The 18,771-nt window shown below is 71.3% G+C and carries 16 protein-coding genes; 4 read left to right on the top strand and 12 right to left on the bottom strand.

Annotated features, from left to right (window positions below):
- Positions 1–102: 102 nt before the first annotated feature.
- Positions 103–1,260 carry an adenosine deaminase gene (locus M8H82_RS28625; RefSeq protein WP_250077957.1) on the bottom strand — a complete coding sequence of 386 codons (1,158 nt, stop codon included), beginning with the start codon at positions 1,258–1,260 and terminating at the stop codon, positions 103–105.
- 113 nt (positions 1,261–1,373) lie between these two features.
- Here M8H82_RS28625 and M8H82_RS28620 point away from each other — a divergent pair, with 113 nt between their 5' ends.
- Positions 1,374–2,132, top strand: a complete 759-nt coding sequence (locus M8H82_RS28620) for an alpha/beta hydrolase (RefSeq protein WP_250077956.1) — start codon at positions 1,374–1,376, stop codon at positions 2,130–2,132.
- 5 nt (positions 2,133–2,137) lie between these two features.
- Here M8H82_RS28620 and M8H82_RS28615 read toward each other — a convergent pair whose 3' ends face one another.
- Entirely contained in the window at positions 2,138–3,100 is a 963-nt protein-coding gene (locus M8H82_RS28615; RefSeq protein ID WP_250077955.1) for a LysR family transcriptional regulator, read from the bottom strand.
- Positions 3,101–3,162: 62 nt separating this feature from the next.
- Between M8H82_RS28615 and M8H82_RS28610 the strand changes: the two genes are divergently transcribed.
- Together M8H82_RS28610 and M8H82_RS28605 are read left to right on the top strand one after the other, a co-directional pair.
- Positions 3,163–4,455 (top strand): MFS transporter, encoded by a 1,293-nt coding sequence (locus M8H82_RS28610; RefSeq protein WP_250077954.1) that lies wholly within the window; start codon positions 3,163–3,165, stop codon positions 4,453–4,455.
- A 111-nt stretch (positions 4,456–4,566) separates the two neighbouring features.
- Positions 4,567–5,580, top strand: a complete 1,014-nt coding sequence (locus M8H82_RS28605) for a sigma-70 family RNA polymerase sigma factor (protein WP_250077953.1) — start codon at positions 4,567–4,569, stop codon at positions 5,578–5,580.
- Here the strand turns inward: M8H82_RS28605 and M8H82_RS28600 are convergent.
- Positions 5,464–5,850, bottom strand: a complete 387-nt coding sequence (locus M8H82_RS28600) for an STAS domain-containing protein (RefSeq protein ID WP_250077952.1) — start codon at positions 5,848–5,850, stop codon at positions 5,464–5,466. The two genes, M8H82_RS28605 and M8H82_RS28600, sit on opposite strands and share 117 nt — an antisense overlap.
- A 121-nt stretch (positions 5,851–5,971) precedes the next feature.
- Here M8H82_RS28600 and M8H82_RS28595 point away from each other — a divergent pair, with 121 nt between their 5' ends.
- Complete coding sequence (locus M8H82_RS28595) at positions 5,972–6,892, top strand: AEC family transporter (RefSeq protein WP_250077951.1); 921 nt, start codon at positions 5,972–5,974, stop codon at positions 6,890–6,892.
- Between the two features lie 93 nt (positions 6,893–6,985).
- On the opposite strand, the gene M8H82_RS28590 is transcribed toward M8H82_RS28595, so the two are convergent.
- The 9 genes from M8H82_RS28590 to M8H82_RS28550 all read right to left on the bottom strand — a co-directional run bounded on the left by M8H82_RS28590 (position 6,986) and on the right by M8H82_RS28550 (position 18,585).
- A complete protein-coding gene (locus M8H82_RS28590) occupies positions 6,986–8,269 on the bottom strand; it encodes a thymidine phosphorylase (RefSeq protein ID WP_250077996.1) in 1,284 nt (427 codons plus the stop codon).
- A 79-nt stretch (positions 8,270–8,348) separates the two neighbouring features.
- Positions 8,349–8,747 (bottom strand): cytidine deaminase, encoded by a 399-nt coding sequence (locus tag M8H82_RS28585; protein WP_308293289.1) that lies wholly within the window; start codon positions 8,745–8,747, stop codon positions 8,349–8,351.
- Positions 8,744–10,021: an ABC transporter permease gene (locus tag M8H82_RS28580; protein WP_250077950.1), complete on the bottom strand. Its 1,278-nt coding sequence runs from the start codon at positions 10,019–10,021 to the stop codon at positions 8,744–8,746. Before M8H82_RS28580 ends, M8H82_RS28585 begins: the two co-directional genes overlap by 4 nt.
- Entirely contained in the window at positions 10,018–11,139 is a 1,122-nt protein-coding gene (locus M8H82_RS28575; protein WP_250077949.1) for an ABC transporter permease, read from the bottom strand. The genes M8H82_RS28580 and M8H82_RS28575 overlap by 4 nt, the downstream gene beginning before the upstream one ends.
- Positions 11,139–12,707 carry an ABC transporter ATP-binding protein gene (locus M8H82_RS28570; RefSeq protein ID WP_250077948.1) on the bottom strand — a complete coding sequence of 523 codons (1,569 nt, stop codon included), beginning with the start codon at positions 12,705–12,707 and terminating at the stop codon, positions 11,139–11,141. Before M8H82_RS28570 ends, M8H82_RS28575 begins: the two co-directional genes overlap by 1 nt.
- Positions 12,708–12,916: 209 nt before the next feature.
- Positions 12,917–13,963, bottom strand: coding sequence for a BMP family protein (locus M8H82_RS28565; protein WP_250077947.1), 1,047 nt, complete (start codon positions 13,961–13,963; stop codon positions 12,917–12,919).
- 275 nt (positions 13,964–14,238) lie between these two features.
- Positions 14,239–15,288: a BMP family protein gene (locus tag M8H82_RS28560; RefSeq protein ID WP_250077946.1), complete on the bottom strand. Its 1,050-nt coding sequence runs from the start codon at positions 15,286–15,288 to the stop codon at positions 14,239–14,241.
- A 258-nt stretch (positions 15,289–15,546) separates the two neighbouring features.
- Positions 15,547–16,770 (bottom strand): M20 family metallopeptidase, encoded by a 1,224-nt coding sequence (locus tag M8H82_RS28555; RefSeq protein ID WP_250077945.1) that lies wholly within the window; start codon positions 16,768–16,770, stop codon positions 15,547–15,549.
- 219 nt (positions 16,771–16,989) lie between these two features.
- Complete coding sequence (locus M8H82_RS28550; RefSeq protein ID WP_374211706.1) at positions 16,990–18,585, bottom strand: PH domain-containing protein; 1,596 nt, start codon at positions 18,583–18,585, stop codon at positions 16,990–16,992.
- Between the last annotated feature and the right edge of the window lie 186 nt (positions 18,586–18,771).

The following is an 18,771-nucleotide window of genomic DNA, read 5'->3' as shown; positions in this document are numbered from 1 at the left end:
GCGGTCCACGACCGTAAACATGCCGAGGCGCCCGCCGCAAACATCGAAATGCGGACGGATGGCGAACATCCGTCCGCATGCCAGATCCCGGAAATCCCGCGATCAGCCTTCTTCGGCCGGAGAACCGCTGGTGGAGGCGGTCTGCTGGAACAGCCACTCGGATTTCAGCTCGGCATAACCGGGCTTGACGACGTCATTGATCATCGCGAGTCGTTCATCGAAAGGAATGAACGCTGATTTCATCGCATTGACGGAGAACCACTGCATGTCGTCGAGCGTGTAACCGAAAGCGTCGACAAGGTGCTCGAATTCCCGGCTCATGGTGGTGTGGGACATCAGCCGGTTGTCGGTGTTCACGGTCGCCCGGAAGTGCAGCCGGCGCAGCAGCCCGATCGGGTGCTCGGCGTAGGAGGTGGCGGCGCCGGTCTGGAGGTTGGAGCTGGGGCACATCTCCAGCGGGATGCGCTTGTCGCGGACGTAGGAGGCGAGCCGGCCGAGGTGGACCGTGCCGTCGTCCTTGACCTCGATGTCGTCGATGATGCGCACCCCGTGCCCGAGCCGGTCGGCGCCGCACCACTGGAGGGCCTGCCAGATGGACGGCAGCCCGAAGGCCTCGCCGGCGTGGATGGTGAAGTGGTTGTTCTCGCGCTTGAGGTACTCGAAGGCGTCCAGGTGCCGGGTGGGCGGGTAGCCGGCCTCGGCACCGGCGATGTCGAAGCCGACGACGCCCAGGTCCCGGTAGCGGTTGGCGAGTTCGGCGATCTCCAGGGCCCGGGCGGCGTGCCGCATCGCGGTGAGCAGGGCGCCGACGCGGATGCGGTGGCCGCGCTCACGGGCGAGCCGCTCCCCTTCCCGGAAGCCCTCGTTGACGGCCTCGACGACCTCTTCGAGGCGCAGCCCGGCCGCGAGGTGCTGCTCGGGGGCGTACCGCACCTCGGCGTAGACGACACCGTCCGCGGCGAGGTCCTCGGCGCATTCGCGCGCGACCCGCACCAGGGCCTCCCGGGTCTGCATCACGCCGACGGTGTGCGAGAAGGTCTCCAGGTACCGCTCCAGCGAGCCGGAGTCGGCGGCCTCGTGGAACCAGACGCCGAGCCTGTCGGGGTCGGTCTCGGGAAGCTGGGAGTAGCCGCTGTCGCGGGCGAGTTCGACGATCGTGCCGGGGCGCAGGCCGCCGTCGAGGTGGTCGTGCAGCAGAACCTTGGGCGCCCGGCGGATCTGCTCCGGTGTCGGGGTGTTCGCGATGGTCTGGCTCGTCATTTCCGCACTTTATCGCCTACGCGCGTAGAGCGCCTGTTGGACGTTTCCGTCGATACGTAACGGTGACCCCACGGACGGGTGGCGTACACCTGCGCTTCTGACACTGTTCTGTCATGGCACAGCAAGCGACGCCGGTTCGCACGGCCCGCCTGGGGAGAGCGCTCGGCCCGGAACCGACGGCGGTGAGCGGGGTGGTGCTGCTGCTCCCCGCGGGTGACGAGACGTCACATCGCCGCCCCTCCGCGGTGTTGGCGGCGGCATCGGTCCGCGCCCTCGGGCGCAGGCTGACCCGCGCGGCACGGGACGAGGGGCTGGCCGCGCACGCGGTGCACTACCGCTGGCGGGGCTGGAACGGCACCGAGGCGAACCTGGCGCGGGACGCCGACTGGGCCGTGGAGGAAGCCGTACGGCGCTATGGCGATGTGCCGGTGTGCCTGGCCGGGTTCGACATGGGCGGGCGGGCAGCGCTGCGGGCGGCCGGGCACGAGGCGGTCAACTCCGTGCTCGCCATCGCCCCTTGGCTGCCGGAGGAGGATGTCGCGGCGCCACCCGAACCGGTGAAGCAGCTCGCGGGGCGCCGGGTGCTGATGGTGCACGGGACCAACGACCGGCGGACGGACCCCGAGTTGTCCTTCCGGCTGGCGGCCCGGGCGAAGAAGACGAACCGGGACGTGTGCCGGTTCGAGGTGCACTCGGACGGACACGGCCTGCATCAGCACCGGGACGAAGTGCTGTCGCTGGCCGAGGACTTCGTGATGGGCGTGCTGTTCGGGCGGGCGTTCGCCCGCCCGGTGGAGGACGCCTTCGCGGCCCCGCCGCCCCTGGGCCTGCGCATGCCGCTCGCCTCCGGTTTCGGACGGCGGCGGCGGTAACGCTCCTACGTCGGCAGCAGATTGCCCCTCTTCGACAGCAGGAACTTCTTGAAGGCGGCCACCGGCGGGGTGTCCGGGTGGCCGTCCAGCCAGGCCACCCCGATCTCCCGCACCGCGCGCGGAGCGGTGACCGTCAGCTCCACCACCCCCGGCCGGGGTACCGCGGGCGGGGGGAGGAGCGCGACGCCCAGCCCGGCCGCGACCAGCCCCCGCAGGGTCTCCGCCTCCTCCCCCTCGAAGGCGACGCGCGGCTTGAAGCCGGCCTCCCGGCACAGGTCGTCGGTGATCCGGCGCAGACCGTAGCCCGGTTCGAGGGTGACGAAGGTTTCGTCGGCGGCCTCGGCGAGGCGGACGCGCCGACGGCCGGAGAGCCGGTGGTCGGCGGGGACCACCAGCCGGAGCTTCTGCTCGTCCAGGCGGCGGGCGACCAGGTCCGGGGCGTCCGGCACCGGGGACGTCAGGCACAGGTCCAGCTCGCCCGCGCGCAGCCGCTCGATCATCGCCTCGCCGTAGTTCTGCACCAGGCTGAAGCGCACCCGGGGGTGGTCGGCCCGGAAGGCGCTGATCAGGCCCGGGACCGTCTCCCAGCCCATGGTGTGCAGGAAGCCGAAGGCGACCTTGCCGGTGGCGGGGTCGGCGTCGGCCCGGACCTCCTCCGCGGCCCGCTCCACCTCGGCCAGCGCGCGCTCCACGGAGGCGAGGAAGGTACGGCCGGCGGGTGTGAGGGAGACGGTACGGCCGCGGCGGGCGAACAGGTCGACGCCGAGGTCCTGTTCGAGGCGGACCATGGCCCGCGAGAGGGTCGACTGGGGGACCTGCATCTCCTGCGCGGCACGGGTGACGTGCTCGGTACGGGCGACGCCGGCGAAGTAGGCGAGGCGCGGCGCCAGCAGCCTCGACATCTCGGCCGTGTCTTCTGTGTCACTGGACGGTGACAGTCGCGGCTGTGACCTCTGCTGATGCTCCATGGGAACGATTATGGCGATTCCATGCATTGGACGGATGAGGGCGGCCTTCGTACGGTCGAGGCATGTCTCCCGCCAGTACCGGGGCGTCCATCACCGTGGGCGCCGCCACCTCCGTCCCCTCCCCCGACTCCGCCGACTCCCGTCTGACCCCGGGCGGCCCCGGCTACCGCCGGATGAGCTTCGCCCTCTTCCTCGCCGGGGTGGCGACCTTCGCCCTGCTGTACTCCACCCAGGCCCTGCTGCCGCTGATCTCCGGCGAGTTCGGGGTGACGGCGAGCGACGCGAGCTGGACCGTGGCGGCGGCGACCGGCGGACTGGCGCTGTTCGTCCTTCCCATGAGCGCGCTGTCGGAGCGCTTCGGCCGCCGTACGGTCATGACGGCGTCGCTCGCGGTCGCGGTCGCCCTCGGACTGCTGGTGCCCTTCGCGCCCGACCTGACCACCCTGGTCGTATTGCGGGCGGTGCAGGGCGCGGCGCTGGCCGGACTGCCCGCGTCGGCGACCGCGTACCTGGCCGAGGAGGTCCGCCCCAAGGCGCTGATCACGGCGATCGGTCTGTTCGTCGCGGGCAACAGCGTGGGCGGGATGAGCGGCCGGGTCATCACCGGCTGGGTCGCGCAGGAGTGGGGCTGGCGGGTGGCCGTCGGGGTGATCGGCGCGCTGGCGGTCGCCTGCGCGGTGGCGTTCCGGCTGCTGCTGCCCGCGCCGCGGCACTTCGTGGCGGGCTCGCTGAAGCCGAGGGTCCTGGCCGGCACGGTCCGCGACCACCTCTCCGACCCGCTGCTGCGCCGCCTCTACGCGATCGGCGCGCTGTTCATGACGGTGTTCGGCGGGGTGTACACGGTGATCGGCTACCGCCTGACGGAGGCGCCGTTCGGGCTGCCGCAGGGCATCGTCGGCTCGATCTTCCTGGTCTACCTGGTGGGCACGGTGTCCGCGTCGACCGCGGGCCGGCTGGTGGGCCGCCTCGGCCGCCGGGGCGCCCTGTACGCGGCGGGCGGCACCACGGCGGCGGGCCTGCTGCTGTCCCTGGCCGACTCCCTGCCGCTGGTCCTGCTGGGCCTGGTCCTGATCACCGCCGGCTTCTTCGCGGGCCATGCGGTGGCCTCCTCGGCGGTCAGCAAGACGGCGACGCACGGCCGGGCGCAGGCGTCCGCGCTGTACCAGTCGGCGTACTACGTCGGCTCCAGCGCGGGCAGCACGGCCGGCGCGCTCGCCTTCCACGCGGGCGGCTGGGCGGGGACCGTCGGGGTCGGTCTGCTGGCGGTGCTCGGCGTGGTGGCGATCACGGTGCTCGGGACCCGGGCGGCCCGGCTGGCGGCACGCGGATTCCCGGCCTGCGGCAAAACCGCCTGACCTGGTGATTTCCCCACTCCGCACGCCATTGTCAGTGGGCTGCGGTAGCTTCCGAAGTGCTGGACGCGATGAGGCGTACAACACAGGAACGGCCACAGGGGTGGGTGGACGATGGGCAACACGGCGACTACGACGGACCTCGACGAGACACTGGAGCGGCACCGGGTCGAACTGACCGGGTACTGCTACCGGATGCTCGGCTCCTCCTTCGAGGCGGAGGACGCGGTGCAGGACACCCTCGTGCGGGCCTGGCGCAGCTACGACAAGTTCGAGGGCCGCTCCAGCGTCCGCTCCTGGCTGTACCGCATCGCGACCAACGTCTGCCTGGACATGCTGTCCGCGGGCAACAAGCGGGCCCGCCCGATGGACCTGACCGAAGCCACCCCGCTCGCCCAGGCCGCCCTCTCCCCCCGCCCCGACCACACCTGGCTGGAGCCCATGCCCGACGCCCGCGTGCTGCCGACGGTGGAGGACCCGGCCGAGGCGGCCGTCGCCAAGGAGTCCGTCCGGCTGGCCTTCATGGCCGCCCTCCAGCAACTGCCGCCCAAGCAGCGGGCGGTGCTGATCCTGCGCGAGGTGCTGGCCTGGAAGGCGAGCGAGGTCGCCGAACTGCTCGGCACCTCGGTCGCGTCGGTCAACAGCGCCCTGCAGCGGGCCCGCGCCACCCTGGCCGAGCGGGAGGAGCGGGGCGCCGACGCCTCCGTGTCGAACCCGCTGGACGAGGAGCAGCAAAAGCTCCTGGAGCGGTATGTCGCGGCCTTCGAGGGCTACGACATGACGGCGCTCACGGCGCTGCTGCACGAGGACGCCATCATGACGATGCCGCCGTTCGACCTGTGGCTGGCAGGCCCGGCCGACATCACCGGCTTCATGACCACGCTCGGCGCCTCCTGCGCCGGCTCCCGGCTGCTGCCTGTCCAGGCCAACGGCCTGCCGGGCTTCGCCCACTACAAGCCGGACGAGGAGACCGGCGGCTACACCGCGTGGGCGGTGCAGCTGCTGGAGATCTCAGACGGGCGGATCACCGGTTTCCACAACTTCCTCGACACCAAGCGCTGGTTCCCGCTGTTCGGGCTGCCCCTCCACCTCGAAGCGGAGGCCGACCAGGGCGAGCAGGGCGCATAGGGCCGGGTCGGGGTCGCGCAGCCGGATCCGGCCGCCGCAGCGCCGGGCGGTCAGCTGGAGCCGCGCCAGCAGGTCGACGGCTCCCAGGCCCGGGGGCCCGAGCCCCCCGACGTCGCAGACCACGACCCCGGCACCGGGCCCCTCCAGCAGTGCGCGCACGTCGTCGCACAGGCCGGTCACCTGGTCCTTGGTGACGGGTCCTGCCGGCACGAGTACAGCGGGTGTCATGGCGTCCACGAGCGGTAGACCGGGCGGGCGGGCGGAACTCATCGCGGACCCGCCAAGGATCACATTGACCTGCGGCCCGCCCTCCCCGGAGGGTTGGGTGTATGCCCCATGAAACAGCGCCTCCGGTGGTACGGCACGGCTTCCGCGCGCCCGGGGAGGTGCTGTGCAGGGGGTGCTGACGGGCTTCGCGGTCATCGCGGTCGTCATCGCGGTGGGCTACGGCATCGGCCGCCGCGGACACCTCGGCGAGCACGGCCGTGAGGTCCTGACGAAGCTGGCCTTCCATGTGGCCTCCCCCGCACTGCTCTTCACCACCCTGGCCGGGACCGACCTCTCGGTGATCTTCTCCAGCCGCCTCCTGGTCACGGCGCTGAGCACGGCGGCCATGGCGGGTGTCTTCGTCACCGTGGCCGTCGTACGCCGCTGGGGGGTGGGCTACGCCACGATCGGCGCGCTGTGCTCCAGCTACGTCAACTCCGGCAACCTCGGCATCCCGATCGCGGTGTACGTCCTCGGCGACGCCTCGCTGGTGGCCCCGGTGCTGCTCTTCCAGCTGGTCCTGGTCACGCCCGCCGCGCTGACGGTCCTCGACCTGTCCGGCGAGGGCGACAAGGGCCCGCTGTGGCGACGGCTGCTCACCCCGCTGCGCAACCCGATCGCGGTGGGATCCCTGGCGGGCGTCCTGGTCTCGGCGACCGGCGTGCGGATCCCCGCCCCCGTGCTGGACCCGCTGACGCTGATCGGCGGCATGTCGGTCCCGGCGGTCCTGCTGGCCTTCGGGATCTCCCTGTGCGGCAGCACGCTGCCCGGCCGGGGCCCGGACCGCAACCCGGTCCTGCTGTCGGTCGTCCTGAAGTGCTGCGGCCAGCCCGCGGTGGCATGGGCACTGGCGGCCGGGGTGTTCGGGCTGCGCGGCGCCCCGCTGCTGGACGTGGTGGTGACGTCGGCGCTGCCGGCCGCGCAGAACCTGTACACCTACGCGTCGGCCTACGGCGTGGCCGAGCGGCTGGCCCGGGACGCGATCCTGGTGTCCACGGTGCTCTCGGTGCCGGTCCTGGTGGTGGCGGCGGCCGTTCTCGGATGAGGCCGCGGCCGTCTCACCGGCGCCGGCGGCAAAGCCGGACGGGACCGGCGACGCTCCGCCGGTCCCGTCCGCCCCGAGGGGAGTCCCCGAGTCTCAGGCGATGCGCTCCAGCACCACCGGCGACGCCGTGAAGGCCGTTCCCGGCGCCGCGATGTCGTAGGAGCCCTCCAGCGCCTGGAGGGCGTACTCGAAGCGCTCCGGGGTGTCGGTGTGCAGGGTCAGCAGGGGCTGGCCCGCGCGGATCTCGTCGCCGGGCTTGGCGTGCATCTCCACGCCCGCGCCCGCCTGGACCGGGTCCTCCTTGCGCGCCCGGCCCGCGCCGAGGCGCCACGCGGCCACCCCGACGCCGTACGCGTCCAGGCGGGTCAGGACGCCGGACGCCGGCGCCTTGACGACGTGCTGCTCCTTGGCGACCGGCAGTTCCGCGTCCGGGTCGCCGCCCTGCGCCGCGATCATCCGGCGCCAGACGTCCATCGCCGAGCCGTCGGCGAGGGCCTTGGCCGGGTCGGCGTCGTGGATGCCGGCCGCCGCCAGCATTTCCCGGGCGAGCGCGATCGTCAGCTCGACCACGTCCGAGGGGCCGCCGCCCGCCAGGACCTCGACCGACTCGCGGACCTCCAGCGCGTTGCCCGCGGTGAGGCCCAGCGGGGTCGCCATGTCCGTGAGGAGCGCGACCGTCCGCACGCCGTGGTCCGTGCCCAGGCCCACCATCGTGGAGGCCAGCTCACGGGCGTCCTCGATCGTCTTCATGAAGGCACCGGTGCCCACCTTCACGTCCAGGACCAGCGAGCCGGTGCCCTCGGCGATCTTCTTCGACATGATCGAGGAGGCGATCAGCGGGATCGCCTCGACCGTGCCGGTGACGTCCCGCAGCGCGTAGAGCTTCTTGTCCGCGGGGGCCAGTCCGTCGCCCGCCGCGCAGATCACCGCACCGGTGGTGTCCAGGACGGACAGCATCTCCTCGTTCGACAGGAGCGCGCGCCAGCCCGGGATCGACTCCAGCTTGTCCAGCGTGCCGCCGGTGTGGCCGAGGCCGCGGCCCGAGAGCTGGGGCACGGCCGCGCCGCACGCCGCCACCAGGGGCGCGAGCGGCAGCGTGATCTTGTCGCCGACGCCGCCGGTGGAGTGCTTGTCGGCCGTCGGACGGGACAGGGACGAGAAGTCCATGCGCTCGCCGCTCGCGATCATCGCGGCCGTCCAGCGGGCGATCTCACGCCGGTTCATGCCGTTGAGCAGGATCGCCATGGCGAGCGACGACATCTGCTCGTCGGCGACCTCGCCGCGCGTGTACGCGTCGATGACCCAGTCGATCTGCTCGTCGCTGAGCTCACCGCGGTCCCGCTTGGTGCGGATCACGGAGATGGCGTCCGACAACACAACAGCCATGGCTTTCCTTCCGACGTTCTCAAGAAAGTGCGCGGCCCCTCTGAAGCGGTTCAGAGGGGCCGCACGGGAGTTACTTGGCGAGATGACCCGGGCCGAAGGCCTGCGGCAGCATCTCCGACAGCGGGAGGATCCCCGCCGGTGTCTCCAGCAGCAGCTCGGGCCCGCCGAACTCGTACAGCAGCTGCCGGCAGCGGCCGCACGGGACGAGGATCTCGCCGCTGCCGTCCACGCAGGTGAAGTGCGTGAGCCGGCCGCCCCCGGTGCGCTGGAGCTCCGAGACCAGACCGCACTCGGCGCACAGGCCGAGGCCGTAGGAGGCGTTCTCCACATTGCAGCCGGAGACCGTGCGGCCGTCGTCGACGAGGGCCGCGACGCCGACCGGGTAGCCCGAGTAGGGGGCGTAGGCGTGGCTCATCGCCTCCCGCGCCACCTCCCGCAGGGCGTCCCAGTCGAAGTCGCCCGGCGTCACTTGCCCTGGCCCTTCCGGTAGGGCAGACCGTCCGCCTTCGGCATCCTGAGGCGCTGGGCCGACAGGGCGAGGACGATCAGCGTGATGACGTACGGCGTGGCCGAGACGACCTGGTTCGGGACCTCGTTGGTGCCCGCGTACCAGGCGAAGACCAGCAGACCGATGACCATGGTGATACCGGCGGCCGTGTACTTCTTGCGGATCGCCAGCCAGATCGCGCCGATGACCAGCAGCAGCGCGCCGAGCAGCAGCAGGGCGTGGACGTTCTCCGAGCCGCCGCGCAGGTTGAGGCTGTCGGTGTAGCCGAACAGTCCGGCGCCGAGGGCGAGGCCGCCCGGCATCCAGTTGCCGAAGATCATCGCCGCGAGGCCGATGAAGCCGCGGCCGGAGACCTGGCCCTCCAGGTAGAAGGGGTTGGCCACGATGGAGAGGAAGGCGCCGCCGAGGCCGGCCAGACCACCGGAGATGATCACGGCGATGTACTTGTACTTGTAGACGTTCACGCCGAGGGACTCGGCGGCGATCGGGTTCTCGCCGCAGGAGCGCAGCCGCAGACCGAACGCCGTGCGCCACAGGATCCACCAGGTGGCGGGGATCAGCGCGACCGCGATCAGGGTCAGCCAGGACACGTTGGTGACCAGGCCGCCGAGCAGTCCGGCGATGTCCGAGATGAGGAACCAGCCCTGGTCGTTCAGGTCCCGGAGCCAGTCGGACAGCCCCGGCACGGTGAAGTGGCCGAGCGACTCGACCGCCGGGGACTGCTTGGCGGAGCCGCCCTGGTGGCCCACGAAGGCGAGGGGGGCCAGGTAGCGGGTGGCGCCGAGGGCGAGGATGTTGATCGCCACACCGGAGACGATGTGGTTCACGTTGAAGGTGACGGTGACGAAGGCGTGCAGCAGGCCGCCGAGGCAGCCGCCGATGATGCCGACGAGGACACCGGTCCACGGCCCCCACTGGAAGCCGGCCCAGGCACCGAACCAGGTGCCGAGGATCATCATGCCCTCGAGGCCGATGTTGACGACGCCCGCACGCTCGGCCCACAGGCCGCCGAGACCGGCGAGGCCGATCGGCACGGCGAGCTGGAGCGCGGTGGACATCTGGCTGACGTTGGTGATGCCGTCGGCGCCGGTGATGATGCGGACGATCGAGGTCAGCGCCAGGGCTCCGGCGATGACCAGCAGCAGGACGGGCCAGGACAGGCGGCGGCCGGTGGGCGCCCCGGGCTGCAGCGTGGGCTGGTTGACGTCGACCGCTGAGGTCTGGGGCGTGGTCATCGGCCCGCCACCTCCTTCGTGTTGTTGTCGGCGCCGAGGACGTGCCCGGCGGCGAGCTCCGCGCCGACGCGGCGCTGCTGGCGGCGCAGGCCCCACTCGCGGACCGCTTCGTAGGAGACGACGACCGAGAGGACGATCAGGCCCTGCATGATGACCGCGATCTCCTTGTCGTAGTCGTGGAAGTCCAGCTCGGGCGAGGCCTTGTCGAGCCAGGCCCACAGCAGCGCGGCGAACGCGATGCCGACCGGGCTGTTGCGGCCGAGCAGGGCGATGCCGATGCCGAGGAAGCCGATGCCGGTGGGGAAGTTGAGGCTGTAGGTGTGGGTGTCGCCGAGCAGGATCGGCAGGCCGGCGAGGCCCGCGATGGCGCCGGAGATCAGCATGGCGGTGAGCACCATGCGCTTGGGGTCGACACCGCTGGCCGCGGCGGCGGACTCGGAGGCGCCGGAGGCGCGCAGGTCGAAGCCGAAGCGGGTGCGGTTGAGGACGACCCAGTAGCCGATGCCGAGCAGCACGGCCAGCAGGACCAGGCCGTAGATCTCGCCCGCGTCGCCCATGTCGATGCCGGGGATCCAGCCGGACTCGTGCATCTCGCCGGTGGTGTTGTTGTTGCCGACCTTCACACCGAAGACGTCGGGCAGCCACAGGTAGGCGATGACGGAGGTCGCGATGGCGTTGAGCATGATCGTCGCGACGACCTCGCTGACGCCCCGGGTGACCTTGAGGACACCGGCGATGCCGGACCAGAAGGCGCCGGTGCACAGGGCGGTCAGCAGCAGCAGCGGGACCTGGAGGGCGGCCGGCAGGTCGGCGTGGGCGCCGACGATGGCGGCCATCATGGCGGCGAGCTGGTACTGGCCGTCGACGCCGATGTTGAACAGGTTCATCCGGAAGCCGATGGCCACCGCGAGGGCCGCGATGTAGTACATCGAGGCCTGGTTGATGATCAGCACCTGGATGTCGGCGAACGAGGCCTGCTCGAACATCAGGGTGTACGGCTCGACCGGGTTCTTGCCCGAGGCGATGAGCACCACGGAGCTCAGCGCGAAGGCCACGGCGAGCGCGATGACCGGTCCGGCCACCGCGAGGAGCACGCGCTCCTTGTCGAACTTCTTCATCAGCGGGCCTCGTCTTCGCCGGGCTCAGAAGACTCAGGGGCGTCTTCGGGGGTTTCTTCGTGCTCCAGGTGACCGGTGACGGCGCCGGTCATCGCCGAGCCGAGTTCCTCGGGGGTGATGGTGGCCGGGTCGGCGTCCGCGACCAGCTTGCCGTTGTAGATCACCCGGAGCGTGTCGGACAGGCCGATCAGCTCGTCCAGGTCGGCGGAGATCAGCAGCACGGCCAGGCCCTCGCGGCGGGCCTCGCGGATGTGGTCCCAGATCGCGGCCTGCGCGCCGACGTCCACACCGCGGGTGGGGTGGGCGGCGATCAGGAAGCGCGGGCTGTGGCTCATCTCGCGGCCGACGATCAGCTTCTGCTGGTTGCCGCCGGACAGCGAGGCGGCGGTGACGTCGATGCCGGGGGTGCGGACGTCGTACTCCGTCACGATCCGCCGGGTGTCCTCCTGCGCGGCCTTCGGGTCCAGCCATACGCCCTTGGCGAGGGGCTTTTCGGTGACATGGCCGAGGATGCGGTTCTCCCAGAGGGGGGCCTCCAGGAGCAGGCCGTGCCGGTGGCGGTCCTCGGGGATGTAGCCGATGCCCTGCTCGCGGCGCTTGCGGGTGCTCCAGGCGGTGATCTCCTCCTCGGCGAGGCTGATCGTGCCGGAGTCTGCGCCCTTGAGGCCGATCAGGGCGTCGACCAGTTCCGTCTGGCCGTTGCCCTCGACGCCGGCGATGCCCAGGACCTCGCCCGCGTGGATGGTGAAGCTGATGTCGTCCAGCAAGGCCTTGCCGCCGGGCGCCACCAGGCGCAGCTTGTCGACGGTGATGACCGGGCGGTCGGTGACCGTGGACTCGGCGGTCTCCGGGGTGGGCAGCTCGCTGCCGACCATCATCTCGGCGAGCTGGCGCGGGGTCGTCTCGGCGGGGACGGCCGTGCCGACGGTGGTGCCGCGGCGGATGACGGTGATCTCGTCGGCGACGGAGAGCACCTCGCCCAGCTTGTGCGAGATGAAGATGACGGAGAGGCCCTCGGCCTTGAGCTCGCGCAGGTTGTCGAAGAGCGCGTCGACCTCCTGCGGCACCAGGACGGCGGTGGGCTCGTCCAGGATCAGCGTGGTGGCGCCGCGGTAGAGGACCTTGAGGATCTCCACGCGCTGGCGGGCGGCGACGCCGAGTTCCTCGACCAGCAGGTCGGGCTGCACGCCGAGGCCGTAGCGCTCGGAGATCTCCTTGATCCGGCGACGGGCCTTGGCGCCGATGCCGTGCAGCTTCTCGCTGCCGAGGACCACGTTCTCCAGGACCGTGAGGTTGTCGGCGAGCATGAAGTGCTGGTGGACCATGCCGATGCCGAGGGCGATGGCGTCGGCCGGGGACGAGAAGGTGACCTGCTCGCCGCCGACCGCGATCGTGCCCTCGTCCGGCTTCTGCATGCCGTAGAGGATCTTCATCAGGGTCGACTTGCCGGCGCCGTTCTCGCCGACGAGGGCGTGGACGGTGCCCTTGCGGACCGTGAGGTGGATGTCGTGGTTGGCCACGACACCCGGGAATCGCTTCGTGATCCCGGCGAGCTCGACGGCGGTCACCTGACCGTTGACCGCCGCGCCGGCCGGAGGGCTGCTGGACGCGTTGATGGCGCACTCTCCTGGGGACGGGGGTCGTCTACGCGCGTAGCGCCCCTACGGCATACAAAGGGGCGACGCACCGCTGGCAACGGGGTACGGGGAGTCAGCCTCCCCGTACCCCGTTGAGCGGACGTAACCCCGCGGTTACACGCTGCTCAGGGTGTTGCTAATCAGCTCGACTTGACCTTGATCTCGCCCTTGATGATCTTCTCCTTGGCCGTCTCGATGGCTTCCTGGAGCTCGGCGTCGTCCGCGAACTTCGGGTTGGAGTTCGACAGGCTCACCTCGCCGGTCTTCAGATCGCCACGAACGATACCGGTCTCGGGCTTGCCGTCCTCGACCGACTTCGCCAGGTTGTAGACCGCCTTGGCGACGTCCTTCATCGCCGAGGTGAGGATCGAGTCCTTGTACTTGGCGAGGGCTTCCTGGCGGTACTGGTCGGAGTCGACACCGATGGCCCACACCTTGTTGGCGGCGGCGGCCTCGATGACGCCCTGGCCGGAGAGACCGGCGGCCGCGTAGACGACGTCCGCCTTCTTCTCGATCTGGCCCTCGGCGGCCGTCTTGCCCTTGTCGGGGCTGGAGAAGCCACCCTCCTCCGCGGTCTGCGTGAGGTACTGGGAGAGGACCTTGGCCTTGGGGTTGGTGTCCTTGACGCCCTGCTCGAAGCCGGCCTGGAACTTGTGGATCAGCGGGATGTCCACGCCGCCCACGAACCCGACGACGTTCGACTCGGTGCTCCTGGCCGCGGCGACGCCTGCCAGGTAGGAGGCCTCTTCCTCGGAGAAGACCAGGTCGGCGACGTTCTCCGCCTCGACCGTGGAGTCGTCCACGATGCCGAAGGTGGTGTCCGGGAACTTCTCCGAGGCGCCCTTGACGGCGGCTGCGTACGCGTAGCCGACGCCCACGACCGGGTTGTAGCCCTGCTTGGCCAGCGACTCCAGTCGCTGCTGCTTGTCCGCGTCCGTCTCGCCCTCGGTGGGCTCGACGTCCTGCGTCTCGTAGCCGAACTCCTTCTTCGCCTGCTCCAGGCCCGCGTAGGCCGCGTCGTTGAAGGACTGGTCGCCCTTGCCGCCGACGTCGTACGCGATGGCCAGGCCCTTGTCGCCCTTCGACTCGGACGAGCTCTCGGAGGAGGTGCCGCCGCAGGCGGAGAGCGCGAGGGCCAGAGAGGCGGTCGCTGCGCCTGCGACCGTGATCCGGGAAATCCGGCGCATGTGAGGTGCTCCTAGTCGTACAGCGCCGCACGATAGTGCTTCACAGCTTCGGCGCTGGCTTCGCCGCAGATTAACGCGCGTAGACCAACCTGAAAACCCCTTCTGTCCACCTTGTTATGCGCCCGTGCCCAACGCCACTCGCCCCCTGGCCACAGGCTTGCCGAACGCAAAGGGGAGGTGGCGGTCGGTGACCTCGTCCGGGAACGCCGAAGCGGGCGGGGGCACAGGGCCCACCGCCCGCTTCGGGATCCGGACCGCCCGGTCCGGCCGGAGGACTACTCCGTCTTGACCTTGATGGTGCCGTCGGTGATGCCTTCCTTGGCCTTGGCCACGGCATCGGTCAGGCCCGCGATCTCGGACATCTTCGGGTTGCTCTCCGCGAGGCCCACGCCGTTCACCTTCAGGTCGAAGGTCTGGACGCCGGTCAGCGGCTTGTCGTCGTTCACGGACTTGGCGAGGGCGTAGACCGCGCCGCCGACGTCCTTGAGCGCGGAGGTGAGGATGTACTCCTTGTACGCCCCGAGCGCTTCCTGCTGGTACTGGTCGGAGTCGACACCGATCGCCCAGACCTTCGCCTTGGCGGCGGCCTCGATCACGCCCTGACCGGACAGACCGGCCGCCTGGTAGACGACGTCGGCCTTCTTCTCGATCTGGCCCTCGGCGGCGGCCTTGCCCTTGTCGGGGCTGGAGAAGCCGCCCTCCTCCGCGGTCTGGGTCAGGTACTGCGAGATGACCTTGACCTTGGGGTTGGTGTCCGTCACGCCCTGCTTGTAGCCGGCCTCGAACTTGTGGATCAGCGGGATGTCCACACCACCGACGAAGCCCACGGTGTTGGTCTTGGTGGCCTTGGCGGCGGCGACACCGGCGAGGTACGAGGCCTGCTCCTCGGCGAAGACCAGGGAGGCGACGTTGTCGCCCTCGACCACGGAGTCGACGATGCCGAAGGTGGTCTTCGGGTACTTCGCGGCCACGGCCTCCATGGCGGGGCCGTAGGCGAAGCCGACGCCGATCACCGGGTTGTAGCCCTGCTTGGCGAGGGACGCCAGCCGCTGCTCCTTGTCGGCGTCCGTCTCGCCCTCGGTGGGCTCGATGTCGGCCGTCTTGTAGCCGAACTCCTTCTGGGCCTTCTCCAGACCGGCGTACGCGGCGTCGTTGAAGGACTGGTCGCCCTTGCCGCCGATGTCGTACGCGATCGCGAGGCCGAGGTCCTCCTTGGAGGAGCTGCTGTCGCTGTCGTCGCTGCTGGTACCGCCGCAGGCCGTGGCAGCGAGCGCGATGGACGCGACCCCCACCGCGACACGGGTCAGTTTGGATGTCCGACGCATCGTGAAGTTCCCCATTCTCCAAGCCCCGCAGTGGGTGCTGAGTTCGGCGCAGATTAACGCGCGTAGACACTCCTGGGAACGGGGTACCGCCTGGCCGTTATCCATTCGTGCCGATGGCCGGTTACGTCCCCGTGAACCACTGGACGGAAAATATGCATTCCTGGACATCCCGGTGTGCCTGTCAGTGCCGGGGCGCATGGCTGGGCGCCCTGGGGCCAGGCTCCCCCCGGGCGCGCCCGGCCGCAACCGGAATGCCCCCTACAGGTCGATCAGCGCCGCCGCCGTGAACAGCTCCACGCCCACCGTGATCGCGTGCTCGTCCACGTCGAAGTCACCCTGGTGGAGGTCGCGCACCGTGCGCTCGCCCGGCGTGCGGACGCCGAGCCGGGCCATCGCGCCCGGCACGCGCTCCAGGTACCAGGAGAAGTCCTCGCCGCCGAGGCTCTGCTCGGTGCCCTCGACGGAGTCGGCGCCGCGGCGGGCGATCATCGCGTCGCGGAGCAGTTCGGTGACGCCGGGGTCGTTGACGACGGGCGGCACTCCGCGGACGTAGGTGATCTCGGACTTGGCGCGGTGCAGGTTGGCGACCTCGTCGATCGCGGCGACCACGATGTCGGGCGCCTGCCGCCAGGCGGCGATGTCCAGGCAGCGCACGGTCCCGGCGAGCTCGGCGTGCTGCGGGATGACGTTCGGCGCGTGGCCGGACTCGATCCGGCCCCAGGTCACGGCGAGTCCGCTCCGGGTGTCCACGCGCCGGGCGACCAGCGCGGGGACGTCCGTGACCACCCGGGCGACGGCGGTGACCAGGTCGGTGGTCAGGTGCGGGCGCGCGGTGTGGCCGCCGGGGCCGTCCAGCGCGATCTCCAGGCGGTCGCAGGCGGAGGTGATCGGGCCCTCGCGCAACCCGACGAGACCGGCGTCCACCCGCGGGTCGCAGTGCACGGCGACGATCCGGCCGACGCCCTCCAGCGCCCCGCTCTCGATGACGTCGGCGGCGCCGCCGGGCAGGACCTCCTCGGCGGGCTGGAAGATCAGCCGTACGGGCCGGGGCAGCAGGCCCTTGCTGTGCAGGTCGGCCATGACCAGACCGGCGCCGAGCACCACGGTGGTGTGCACGTCGTGCCCGCAGGCGTGCGCCCGGTCGGGCACGGTCGAGCGGTAGGGGCAGTCGGCCTTGGCGTCCGGGATGGGCAGGGCGTCGATGTCGGCCCGCAGGGCGAGCGCGGGCAGCCCGTCGTCCCAGTTGCCGATGTCACACACGAGCCCGGTCCCCGCGGGGAGCACCCGCGGCTTCAGGCCCGCCTTCTCCAGACGCTCCTTGATCGCGGCGGTGGTACGGAACTCCTGGTTGCCGAGCTCGGGGTGCATGTGCAAGTCACGGCGGAACGCGACGAGTTCGGCACGCAGCGCCTCGGGGAGCGTGCCGGGAAGCGATGCTTCCCCGGCTTCAGCGCGGAGATCGGCCTCGGACTCTACGGACATCAAGTGCTTCACCCTCTGAAGGGTAGGACGCCCGGGTGGTCAACTGACCCTCGATCAACAAAAGTTCAGCCCGTTAGGGGAAGAAAAACTGACCGCCGGGCGCATAGGCGTGGTCTGGGATGGGTAAACTCCCGCCCTTTTTCGAGCGAGTCGATCATGGTTACTCATCCGCTCTCCTACCAACCCTTACCACGCCGCGGACAGTCATGTCGGTTCTGTTCATCTGTCGGAAGCCGGCGTCGAGGCGTCCTCGAGCGTTCCTGCAGCTTCGACGGCGCGCAGGATGCGGGCCAGGTCGGCCGGTGCGGCGGCCAGGCGGACGGGGGTGCCGGCGTCGTCGAGGTCGGCGATGTGCCAGCTCCGGGGCACGGTGTCGCCGTCGGTGGCGCGGACCCGGCGCACCTCCTTGACGGTGATCCGCCGCGCGGGGATGGTCCGCGCGGCGAACCGGCCCGGGCTGGGGGTCACCGCGGGCGGGTGGTCACCGCCCAGGGCGATGTGGGTGCCGAAGCCGTGCGGGTTGTAGTCGGTGGACTCCAGGAAGCGGGCGGGCAGGAAGACCTCCCCCGGTTCCTCGTCCGGTTCCTCGTCCGGCTCCTCGTCCGGCTCCTCGTCCGGCTCCTCGTCCGGTTCCTCGTCCGGGGCGGCCTGTGGAGCGGGGGGACGGACCCCGGTGGCGCGCCAGGCCCAGGCCGCCATGGCGAGGGTGGCGGCGGTGCCCGCGGCGGCCCAGGCGACCGTCTTCGGGGTGTCGAAGAGGGTCACGGGGTGGAGGTGGCACAGCGGCAGCAGCCACGCCCCGGTCCCGACGAGGACGGCCGCGTACGGCAGGGCGGACGGCAGGACCTCGCCGTCGGGGAGACGGCGCAGGCGCAGCCGCGTCAGCATCAGGGCGGCCGGGTAGCCCGCGGCGAGGGCGAGTCCGGCCGAGACGGCGGCCAGGTCGCCCGGGACGGGGACGTGCTCCCGCCAGACGTGACGGCTTCCGGCGACCTCCATCACCTCGCCGCGCCAGGCGGTGAGCTCGACCCGGTCGCCGGGTTCGAACTCATGAGCGGCTTCGCGGGACACGGTCAGCCGGTCGAGCGGCCGGTCGCCGGTGAAGTAGAGGAGACCGCCGCTCCGCGGCTCGTCCTGGTCGGTCCGCTCGATCACGGCCGGGATGCGCGTGAGGCAATCCCGCCGGTCCTCGGCGGGTGTCGCGGCGGTGCACGGAGCGGCCTCCTGCCACTCCCGGCGCTCCGCGTCGACGTGCGGCACGAGCCAGGCGGCGAGGCCCGCGCCCGCGAGCAGCAGGAGGCACAGCACCGGGACCCAGACCGAGCCGCGGCCGGCGGTGCGCTGGGAGACGACGACCAGGTGGTCCGACTCGGGGGTGCCGTGGCGGCGGTGCAGGGCGCGCAGGGCGTCCAGGCCGGGGGTGAAGTCGTCCTCGGTCCCGTCCCAGCCCACGGGCAGGGGCAGCTGCCGCTCGGACCCGTCGCGCAGCACCATCAGGACGTGCCGGGACTGTCCGCCCCGGGGCCAGCTCTTGACCCGTACCCGCAGGTCGGCGACGTCCGGCCAGGGCACGGTCCGGCGCCGGGTCCGGATGCCGCGGGCGTCGGCGCCGACCTCGGCGGTGGCGGGGCGCAGCGCGGCGAGACCGAGGCCGAGGCACAGCACGCCGACACCGGCGAGCGGCACCGGACCGCCCAGGGCGAGGCCCAGGGCGGCGAGCGCGGCGCCGGCCGCCATGATTCCCACGACGACCCGCAGACCCCGCCGCCAAGGGGACCGGAAGACGACCGCGTCATCCCTGTTCACACCGTTCACGGCGGCCATCCTGCCCGGACCCGGGCGGACGGACTTGTGCGGGATCCGGCAGTTTTCCCGTAGGTGAAGTTGCCGACCGCTTCCCGGGCGCGGCGCGAGGCTGCGCCCACGTGACCGCCACCCGGACGGGCCTCGCGGGCCATCGCGACCGGGACCGCAAGAGGGGGCGTTCCTGCCGGCCCGCGA

The organism is Streptomyces sp. YS415, from assembly GCF_023544665.1.
In the GTDB taxonomy this organism is placed as follows: domain Bacteria; phylum Actinomycetota; class Actinomycetes; order Streptomycetales; family Streptomycetaceae; genus Streptomyces.
The sequence above is the reverse complement of the archived record's forward strand: the minus strand, read 5'-3'. Positions and strand labels throughout refer to the sequence as shown.

Bases quoted from the DNA above. Each gene is read 5' to 3' on its own strand.
- M8H82_RS28600 (WP_250077952.1), bottom strand. From the start codon at position 5,850: ATGAGTTCCGCCCGCCCGCCCGGTCTACCGCTCGTGGACGCCATGACA.
- M8H82_RS28555 (WP_250077945.1), bottom strand. From the start codon at position 16,770: ATGTCCGTAGAGTCCGAGGCCGATCTCCGCGCTGAAGCCGGGGAAGCA.
- M8H82_RS28620 (WP_250077956.1), top strand. From the start codon at position 1,374: ATGGCACAGCAAGCGACGCCGGTTCGCACGGCCCGCCTGGGGAGAGCG.
- M8H82_RS28565 (WP_250077947.1), bottom strand. From the start codon at position 13,963: ATGCGCCGGATTTCCCGGATCACGGTCGCAGGCGCAGCGACCGCCTCT.
- M8H82_RS28575 (WP_250077949.1), bottom strand. From the start codon at position 11,139: ATGAAGAAGTTCGACAAGGAGCGCGTGCTCCTCGCGGTGGCCGGACCG.
- M8H82_RS28625 (WP_250077957.1), bottom strand. From the start codon at position 1,260: ATGACGAGCCAGACCATCGCGAACACCCCGACACCGGAGCAGATCCGC.
- M8H82_RS28605 (WP_250077953.1), top strand. From the start codon at position 4,567: ATGGGCAACACGGCGACTACGACGGACCTCGACGAGACACTGGAGCGG.
- M8H82_RS28610 (WP_250077954.1), top strand. From the start codon at position 3,163: ATGTCTCCCGCCAGTACCGGGGCGTCCATCACCGTGGGCGCCGCCACC.
- M8H82_RS28560 (WP_250077946.1), bottom strand. From the start codon at position 15,288: ATGCGTCGGACATCCAAACTGACCCGTGTCGCGGTGGGGGTCGCGTCC.
- M8H82_RS28615 (WP_250077955.1), bottom strand. From the start codon at position 3,100: ATGGAGCATCAGCAGAGGTCACAGCCGCGACTGTCACCGTCCAGTGAC.
- M8H82_RS28580 (WP_250077950.1), bottom strand. From the start codon at position 10,021: ATGACCACGCCCCAGACCTCAGCGGTCGACGTCAACCAGCCCACGCTG.